The 4,873-nt window shown below is 31.6% G+C and carries 5 protein-coding genes; 3 read left to right on the top strand and 2 right to left on the bottom strand.

Annotated elements, in window-relative coordinates; genetic code table 11:
* Nucleotides 1–718 precede the first annotated feature (718 nt).
* From ACHABW_RS25345 to ACHABW_RS25335, 3 genes are all read left to right on the top strand, one after another.
* A complete protein-coding gene (locus tag ACHABW_RS25345) occupies nt 719–1,237 on the top strand; it encodes a MarR family winged helix-turn-helix transcriptional regulator (RefSeq protein WP_435759781.1) in 519 nt (172 codons plus the stop codon).
* A 224-nt stretch (nt 1,238–1,461) separates the two neighbouring features.
* The gene (locus ACHABW_RS25340; protein WP_435759779.1) at nt 1,462–1,962 is read left to right on the top strand and encodes a CBO0543 family protein; all 501 of its coding nucleotides are present in this window, start codon (nt 1,462–1,464) and stop codon (nt 1,960–1,962) included.
* A 423-nt stretch (nt 1,963–2,385) separates the two neighbouring features.
* A complete protein-coding gene (locus ACHABW_RS25335) occupies nt 2,386–2,589 on the top strand; it encodes a small, acid-soluble spore protein, alpha/beta type (RefSeq protein ID WP_435759777.1) in 204 nt (67 codons plus the stop codon).
* A 1,356-nt stretch (nt 2,590–3,945) separates the two neighbouring features.
* Here ACHABW_RS25335 and ACHABW_RS25330 read toward each other — a convergent pair.
* A complete protein-coding gene (locus ACHABW_RS25330) occupies nt 3,946–4,119 on the bottom strand; it encodes a hypothetical protein (RefSeq protein WP_435759775.1) in 174 nt (57 codons plus the stop codon).
* 45 nt (nt 4,120–4,164) lie between these two features.
* A partial coding sequence (locus ACHABW_RS25325) for a response regulator transcription factor (RefSeq protein ID WP_435759773.1) occupies nt 4,165–4,873 on the bottom strand: 709 nt, incomplete at its 5' end.

The following is a 4,873-nucleotide window of genomic DNA, read 5'->3' as shown; positions in this document are numbered from 1 at the left end:
CATTTGTACACCCCGCAATAAGTATTGTTATGGTGGTGTTTTCAAAATGTAATTTTGATTTTGAATCTTTCTTGCAAACATTGTTTTTACAATATTACTAAAGACCTGATAGAAAAATTCTTTCAATAAAAAAATTATACCATAATACTCCAATTATAAGTGCGTCATTTAGTTACTAGTAATTTTTAAATACTTCTAAACTTATCCTCCTCTTTAGATCTACAACAAGAGCGACGGCTTATTGCACTCCCCCGTCACTTCAATAAGGGGGGATTTTTTATTGAAAGAAAACAATCTTGTTCCAATAGTAAATTATTGACCTAATCCTGCTGATTTTAAAGAATCAAAGTCAATTCCGTTATTTTTGTAACATTCGATTGCAACAGTGGGAATTGATTTAACGTCATATTATTTTGCTTTTATTTCACATTCATTCGTGTCGCAGCCTTTATTTAAATCGTAAACCATAACCTCACAATTATCACATGCTAAGTCTTTTACTTGTTTGACGACACCTCAATAACAACCAGAGATAAACACTTCTGTTATATGCACTTTTTTCTCGTACCTTAATATAGCTATTTTTTCTTATCAACTTATAAGCAATAAGATTAAAGTCAGCTTAGTGGGTAATAATGGTATAAGTACTTGTTAATTACAGGTTTTTAAACTTTGCCATGTATATTTTTAAAAGCTAATTCTAACAGGAGGAGAGCATATGAGTTTACAGGGAGAAGAGTTTGCTAAAAGTTATTCAATATTTGCATTAATTAGAGGGCTAAATTTTGTAATTGAAAATGATATACGACAAGTTTTAAAAAATAGTGAGCTAACTTTTCCAGGTTTCCGTGTTCTATGGATTCTTTATTTTGATTCAAATATAAGCATGAAAGAACTTACATATCTTGCTCAAACAAATATTTCAAATGTATTTCGACAACTAACCAAATTAAAGGAAGAGGGTTTAGTTGTTATTGTAAAAGATCATGATGCCCGAATAAAGAAAATTTCCCTAACAGAAGAAGGCACAAGGATTGTACAAAATTTTATAGAAAAAAACACTAATGATTCAGAATTACAGATAGTTTATTTAATCGAGAAAATATCAGAAGAGGACTTTTACAAATTTATAGAAGTTTCCTCGTTTTTAAGTAATGAATTACTAGGAAAACAATTCAGTGAATTTGTGTCAAAATCCTCAACTGAAATATTAAGTGACTCAACTGCCACATCATAAATTTTTGTGCAATGTCTTAGGTTCGTGGACAAGCCGATAATTACAAGGTTTTATTGATACCCTTGTAATTATCGGCTTATTTTCAGTTTTTACTTTTAAGGTAACACTCAAGGATTCAATATTTCGCTAAATTATTGCGTTCGCAAATAATTTTGTTGTTTTTGAATTATACTATGCTTAGTTTACTCAAGAGCTTATGATAATCAATTTTTAATAGGGGGTTGATGACTATCCAAAAAAATATATTAAGAATAGTATTAGTTTTAGGTTTTCTTCAATTACCTTTTGCTTTTAAAAGAGAAAAATTAAAAGATTGGCTACTAGTATTTTTCTTGAAGGGCTATATTTCAAGTTTTATTGCATCTGTCGTAGTAAAAAATAAAAACATTACATTTCCTATACGTTTTATGCCGAAATATTTTGATATAAGTGTAGTATTTGATTATTTACTGTTTCCATTGTTATGTGTATTTTTTAACCGTACAACTTTAACTTCTAAGCCTACTCAGTGTTTTTTTCAATCACTATGTTATAGCTTACCAATGACCATTATTGAGATAATATTGGAAAGATACACAGACCTTATCAATTACAAAAAGAATTGGAATTGGATTATTACCTACTCAACTTTAGTCATAACATTTTTATCTGTTCGAGTTTTTATGTCTCTCATCAGAAAATTAAATATAGAAAAAGAAGAAACAGGAATTAGTAGCAAGGGTTAATTCCTGTTTCCTCTTGCAGTATTTTCCCTCTATGATCTTATGTTTTCTTACGAAATTTCTTTAGAATTCAACTTATTGCAGTCTTCTCCCTATCAATAAGACGATAGACTGAAAAAACGGGTATTAGGAATCATTCCTTCAGAGATTGATGCATAATCATTAACCTTACTGACGTAACCCCGTTACTACTTCAGTAAGGTTTTATAATTGTCATTGTACAAAAAATAATCAGATAACTAAAAATTATTCTAATTTAAAGTTTTCGTTCATCAAATTTGTGATTCCATTTTAGTCTGTAATTTTTTCCTTACATACCTGTATTGGCTTATTCATGTAAAGGATGGGATTACCCATTTTGTCACATATTCTAATAAGTTCAGAAGCAAAATATAGATACATAAAAGAGAAAAGGAGGTTTCTAACATGGCAAATAACAATAACTCAAACCAATTAGTAGTACCTGGCGTACAACAGGCTTTAGACCAAATGAAATATGAAATTGCACAAGAATTTGGTGTTAACTTAAATGCTGATGCAACATCTCGTTCAAATGGATCTGTTGGTGGCGAGATCACAAAACGATTAGTTCAGATGGCCCAGCAACAAATGAATGGCGGTCAAAAATAATTATCTAATTCCACACTTCCAATTAATTAAATAACATGGCTTAGAAGCGAGTTATTGTCTCGCTTCTAAGCCATGTTATTTTTGAGGGGGAAGATAAAGAAGATAAGACAATCATAAGTAGTTGTATTTGAGTTCCCGCTGTTATTTTGCTTTTTACCAGTTTAAAAAAATTGCTCAAATTGTAGGCAGATACAGTACAAGAAGTTTTTTTAGAGCCAGTCGCACCTGGTCTAAATTTTATTGTGATTGGATTAGCTTAAATTGCAAGGCTGATTATGAAGCTTTAGAAAAGGATTTATTATTTATGATGCTATATGTCCATGATTAAAAGAAGCCTCCATTTCCCCCATTACACCTCCCATAAACAATAATGGAGAGGTTCCATGTAGATTCAATCATGCGTTCTTCTTCCACTAAACACCTCATTACTAAGAGATAGAATTGATCATTATCACCGAAAGTTTTATCGGAAAAGGAAAAAAGGATAGTAAGAATATCGATGACCGATACCTAACCATCCTTTATACTTTCTATACTGCTTCCCTTTTAAACCAGCCCGTTGATGCCGATAAGTGCCACGTGTTCTGCGTGTGCTGTGTAGTAACCATCAAACAATATGTGGCTACCACAGGACCATGGTCACCACCAGGGCCAGTGAGTTTCATGATGACAAAAAGCAGGACCAGGACGATAGCGATTATCAAAAAAACTATTACCCAGCGAGGTGTGCTGGGCGGCGATTTGCGGTCAACCATGTGCTTTAACCGTAGTCAGTGGGTTCCTAACTTCATGTGAACACCCTCTGCCATTTCTCGATTATCTGTAACTTTTCATAATGTTGCTTTTGTTTTTCACTTTCTTTCCTATCAGTTATGTTAATAAAAACTACAAAAACCCCGTCTATACTAGGATATACCTTTTACTTCGAACCACCTTTTGGAGTATTCTCACATTGTTTCAAATACTTTTTCTCTTTGTTCATCATATGCCTTATGGAAAATTTCATATAAATATGTATCTCTAAAATTAGGTGAAGTACTCCAAACACATACACCAATAAGTTCTTCTTTTGTTTTTAGAATAAATGGTTCTGATTCGATACATATTGCGCTGTTGCCTTATTAATAAATTTAAATTCCCTATCATAAAATAACATGGTTCAGAGATGTTGTCTAATAAATGCATAATGTCTATTCTTGTCATTTACTTTTAGCACTTCCTTTTGAAATTGCACGTCCGTGTCCCGCACAACTTAATGCTTTGTTTCCGAAGCTAACTTTTCAATCATTCCTTACTCTCGGCCCCTTTTACATACATGCCTTCTTTTATCTGCCTTAATTACAAAACTTTGAAAAATCACTCTTCATTACGGGTTCTATTCTTTAATTCTCCGATAATATAAACCATTTGCATTTTTATTTCTGAAACTTTTTCAAACTCTGAGACATTTCTTGCACATTTCAGTTCTTCAATTAAATAGTGGTATTGGTCTTTTAATTCTTCGCTAGTTTGGTCAGATAACTGCCTCATTTTTTTCTCCTTCCATAATAGTGAAATGATCCAATACATTAAATGTTAACGTTCCGCATCCACCCAACCATTTCTAATTGCTTTTACCATGGCCTCTGTACGATCTTTAGCCTCTATTTTTATTAATATTCTCGATATTGAAGTACTTATTGTAGCAGGGGCAAAATGTAACTCTTCTGCAATTTTTTTATTATTAAGACCATCTAGAATTAGCTGTAGTATATTTTGTTCCTTGTCTGATAATAACCTAGCAACTTTTTTATTATTTAAGACAAGTCTTTCTATATTATTCTTTTTGTTATTTATTCGTTCCATCTCTGAAACAACTACTCTATGAAAATCAGGCTCTATAAACAACCCTTTATCTATTATTGACTCTAATACAATATGAGGATTTCTTTTAATAAATGACAGGGAGGTAATACCACTTACTGGAAGAGACAAGTAAGGCAAAATATCATCACTTAACTTATCTTTGTTCACTAGAAGAAAGTAGGATTCATTATATTTTGAAGACTTTAATGTATTTTCTAATTCTTGGATGGTACTCTTACAATATCCATCAATGATATAAAAAATCCATTCAGTGTAAGGACGGATATTTAAATATTCCTTTTTATTGTACAATTCATATAAATGTTCTGATATTACATTCCTATCCTGCCTTGACAATATATTTTTATGATCAACATATAATGTCTCAAACTTTGTAGGTTGGACCACATTTGTATTCATTTCCTTCTTTAGCCCCTTC

It is taken from the genome of Salipaludibacillus sp. CF4.18, assembly GCF_051262595.1.
Lineage (GTDB): Bacteria > Bacillota > Bacilli > Bacillales > Salisediminibacteriaceae > Salipaludibacillus > Salipaludibacillus neizhouensis.
This window is presented reverse-complemented; position numbering and strand designations above follow the sequence as displayed.

Coding starts and splice junctions, on each gene's coding strand:
- ACHABW_RS25340 (WP_435759779.1), top strand. CDS start 1,462: ATGACTATCCAAAAAAATATATTAAGAATAGTATTAGTTTTAGGTTTT.
- ACHABW_RS25345 (WP_435759781.1), top strand. CDS start 719: ATGAGTTTACAGGGAGAAGAGTTTGCTAAAAGTTATTCAATATTTGCA.
- ACHABW_RS25335 (WP_435759777.1), top strand. CDS start 2,386: ATGGCAAATAACAATAACTCAAACCAATTAGTAGTACCTGGCGTACAA.
- ACHABW_RS25330 (WP_435759775.1), bottom strand. CDS start 4,119: ATGAGGCAGTTATCTGACCAAACTAGCGAAGAATTAAAAGACCAATAC.